The organism is Sphingomonas sp. CCH9-F2 (assembly GCF_001556735.1).
GTDB lineage: Bacteria > Pseudomonadota > Alphaproteobacteria > Sphingomonadales > Sphingomonadaceae > Sphingomonas > Sphingomonas ginsenosidimutans.
Genome location: NZ_LSJO01000637.1, coordinates 1 through 3,725, shown reverse-complemented (window position 1 = coordinate 3,725; position 3,725 = coordinate 1). Strand labels below are relative to the sequence as shown.

Genomic DNA, 3,725 nt, shown 5'->3' with positions numbered 1-3,725 from the left:
CGCCGACACCGCCAGCCTACCGCTGGTCGTGTCGAACCTCGTCAACATCGTGTCGGCCGACTTCTTCCGGATCGGGTTCGGCGACTATGCGTCCGTGATGGTGCCGGTCGACCTGGTGTCGATCGCAGCGACGCTTGGCGCGCTGCTGCTGTTCTTCCGGCGCGACATACCGGCGGATTATGACGTAGGCGCGCTGCGCGCGCCGCGTGACGCGATCCGCGATGCCGCGACATTCCGCGCGGGCTGGATCGTTCTTGCACTGCTGCTCGCCGGCTTCTTCCTGCTCGAACCGCTCGGCGTCCCTGTCAGCGCCGTCGCCGCTGCCGGCGCGATCCTGCTGCTGGTGATCGCGGGGCGAGGCCATGTGATCCCAACGGCCAAGGTGCTGCGCGGCGCACCCTGGCAGGTCGTGATCTTCTCGCTCGGCATGTACCTGGTCGTCTATGGCCTGCGAAACGCCGGCCTGACCGACCATCTGGCAGCACTGCTGGATCGCACCGCGCAAGGCGGCGTGTGGGGCGCGGCGCTAGGAACGGGCGTCATCGCAGCGGTCCTGTCGTCGGTTATGAACAATATGCCGACGGTGCTGGTGGGCGCGCTCTCGATCGACGCCACGCACGCGAGCGGCGCGATCAAGGAAGCGATGATCTACGCCAATGTGATCGGCTGCGATCTCGGCCCCAAGCTGACGCCGATCGGCTCACTCGCGACGCTGCTCTGGCTCCATGTCCTCGGGCAAAAGGGCGTGCGGATCGGATGGGGCTATTACTTCCGTGTCGGCGTCACGCTCACCGTACCGGTGCTGCTCATCACGCTCGCGGCGCTTGCAATCAGGATTAGCATCGCATGACCAGAACGGTCGCCACGTTGCTCGAACCTGCCGGTCTGGCTGGCTTGGCACAATTGCTCGATGCCGCGGACCTGCCGAGTGCCGATATCGCCGATCCCGGCCGCCTGATCATCCGGATTGAGGCCGATAGCCTCGTCGGTTTCGGTGGGCTCGAGGGAGAAGGGTCCGACCGCTTGCTCCGCTCGATCGTCGTCGTCCCCGATCGACGTCGACATGGCCTCGGGCGGGTGTTGGTCGCCGCCCTCGAACGACAGGCACACGACCTCGGGGTGGAGCGCCTGCACCTCCTGACGACCACGGCCGCACCATTCTTCCGGGCGCTCGGCTATGCCGATGCCGATCGCGGCGCTGCTCCCTCGGCCATCGCCGCATCGCGCGAATTCACCGCACTGTGCCCCGCGTCGGCCGCCTACCTCGTGAAAGCCCTCTGATGCCGCTCCGCACGCTCGCCGATCCCAATATCATGCCGGCGCTCGATCCGGCCTATGCCATCCAGCGACCCGCCGTGAGGCTCGGCCCGCTCGATCCCGCGCCGCGTATCCTTCTGCTCTACGGTTCGCTGCGCGAACGGTCCTTCTCCCGGCTGTGCGTTGAGGAAGCGGCACGCCTGCTCCGGTTCTTCGGCTGCGAGACGCGCATCTTTGATCCATCGACCCTGCCGCTGCCTGACCAACATGCTGGCGACGACCATCCGGCCGTCCACGAGCTGCGCGAGCTGTCCTTATGGTCGGAAGGGCAGGTGTGGTGCAGCCCGGAGCGGCATGGCCAGATCACGAGCATTATGAAGCTTCAAATCGATCATCTGCCGCTTTCTATGGGCGGGATGCGTCCGACACAGGGGCGCACGCTGGCGGTCATGCAGGTGTCGGCCGGATCGCAATCGTTCAACAGCGTCAACACGCTGCGCGTGCTGGGTCGCTGGATGCGAATGATCACGATCCCGAACCAATCGAGCGTTGCCAAGGCGTTCAACGAGTTTGATGACGCGGGGCGCATGAAGGCGTCCAGCTACTATGACCGGATCGTGGATATGATGGAGGAACTGGTGCGGTTCACGGTGCTGCTGCGCCCGCACGCGGTTCAGCTTGTTGATCGCTACTCAGAGCGGAAAGCGGCGGGCGTGCCAATCGACCGCGCGACCGATCTGTCGAGCATAGCGATTGCGGCCAAACCGCGTGGCCGGCACGCCGTCAAGGCAGGCGGCTGATGCGACGTTTGCCGAAGCGAGCCACGCTAATGTGGTCCCGCCGGCTAATCCGGCTTGTGCTCTGCGCTTTGAGAAACCTACGGGTTTCAACCTGCGTGGCCGGCCTCCCCAGGCGTCAGCTGGATCGTCGAGCGCTACCTGTCTTGCGCTGACGCGATTATCGCTTCAGGTCGCTACAGCGACAGATGAAGGGGAGCGTGCTTGACGATGAACACCAAGGATCTGGCCAAGGACGTTGCCGCCAAGCGGGGCGTCACCGAGAAGCAGGCCCTCGAGGTCATGGCTGGGCTCCTCGAGGGTATCGCGGAGGCGGCCGCCAAGGGTGAGGAGATATCGCTTCCCGGCTTCGGCAAATTCAAGGTGAAGGACACGCCCGAGCGCTCCGGGCGCAATCCGTCGACCGGCGAGGCGATCACGATCGCGGCGTCGAAGAAAATCACATTCACGCCGGCCAAGGCGCTTAAGGACCGACTGTAGGCTCGACAGCACCGGCCGGCGTCGCCCGGCCACGTGTTGGATGTTCACGAATTATTCGCTATCTAAGGCGTTGGAGAATGACAGGCGCGTGAACACTGCCAAATCTATGCGGCTGGCCCGGCAGGTGAAGGGGAGGTTCGGCACGTGGGCGGCCGTGCGTCAGGCCTCGCGCGTCGAGAACGGCGTATATGTGGTCGATCCAAGCGCTGGCGGTGACCGCGACAGCAAGGATGTAGCGGTTCCCGCCACGGCGTAACGGCCGTGACGTTCAGCTACTCGCTGTTCCTCGCACTGCTGCTGCTTTTCCTGGGGCTCTGCTTCTGGGCAGGGTGGCGCGTCGGCGAGCGCACCGATTTCCTCAGCCCAACCCCGGACCGACCGAACTCTACGGTGACGCTGTTCATCGTGGTGTTCGGCACCATCGCAGGGCACCTTCTGGGAACCGGCTTCTTCGCCGCCCAGGCGGCATGGTGCCGGGCGACAAGCGTCTGTTTCGACCCCGGCTTCGATCCAAATATCTATCGCGCGCTCGCCCGCGGCGGCGCTGGGGCACGCGATGCGTCCGACCTCGCGCTGGAAATGTGGCTTTTCGCGATGCTCCTCATCGGAGCCGCGACGGGCTCGATCGCGCACTGGTTGGTGCAGCGGGAAGCAGTTAGCGGGAAGACCGACGCGATCGCGTTCGGCTGGCTCAACCCGGCCGTCCAAGCGGTCAAGAAGGGAGACTCGTTTGTCGTCGCCTATGTGCTGACAAAGACGAGCCACGAGTGCTTCACGATCGCATACGAGGGCACCGTCCAGCAGCTCGCGCTGGACGAGGAACAATCGATCAGGTTCGTCGTCCTGAACGACGTCGACCGATTCCTCGTCAAGATATCTGAGAACGGCCTCGAGCGTGTGGACGCGCCGTCGACGCCGATCACGCAGCTTCAGATCACCGCGGTCGAGATCGCCAACGTCGCGCTTGAGGTAGTACGGGCGCCAGACATGGATGTTGCGGCAATCGAGGCTGAAGACGCGGGTTCATAACGCGGCGTTCGAGATCGTCAGACGTCCGTCAGACCTGTCTCCATCCATAAAGTCTAAATCCAAAAAGCTCTGCATTTAACATAATCTATGTTATCGGACTGCAGAGCTGTAACCGCTAAGTAGAAATGACACCGCTCCGCTAGATAGAAAAGGCACACAGTG

Annotated in this window: 5 protein-coding genes; all 5 read left to right on the top strand. The window is 63.9% G+C overall.

Annotated elements, in window-relative coordinates; translation table 11 throughout:
* Window positions 1-850 (top strand): arsenite/antimonite efflux transporter (gene arsB, locus AX685_RS17945; protein ID WP_066491092.1); only part of this gene is annotated, 850 nt, incomplete at its 5' end.
* Window positions 847-1,281 (top strand): arsenic resistance N-acetyltransferase ArsN2, encoded by a 435-nt coding sequence (arsN2, locus tag AX685_RS17940; protein WP_042469214.1) that lies wholly within the window; start codon window positions 847-849, stop codon window positions 1,279-1,281. The genes arsB and arsN2, both read left to right, overlap by 4 nt.
* A complete protein-coding gene (gene arsH / locus AX685_RS17935; protein WP_042469215.1) occupies window positions 1,281-2,057 on the top strand; it encodes an arsenical resistance protein ArsH in 777 nt (258 codons plus the stop codon). The genes arsN2 and arsH overlap by 1 nt, the downstream gene beginning before the upstream one ends.
* Window positions 2,058-2,264: 207 nt before the next feature.
* Window positions 2,265-2,534, top strand: coding sequence for an HU family DNA-binding protein (locus AX685_RS17930; protein ID WP_042469217.1), 270 nt, complete (start codon window positions 2,265-2,267; stop codon window positions 2,532-2,534).
* Between the two features lie 261 nt (window positions 2,535-2,795).
* Window positions 2,796-3,563 carry a hypothetical protein gene (locus tag AX685_RS17925; RefSeq protein ID WP_042469218.1) on the top strand — a complete coding sequence of 256 codons (768 nt, stop codon included), beginning with the start codon at window positions 2,796-2,798 and terminating at the stop codon, window positions 3,561-3,563.
* Window positions 3,564-3,725: the final 162 nt, after the last annotated feature.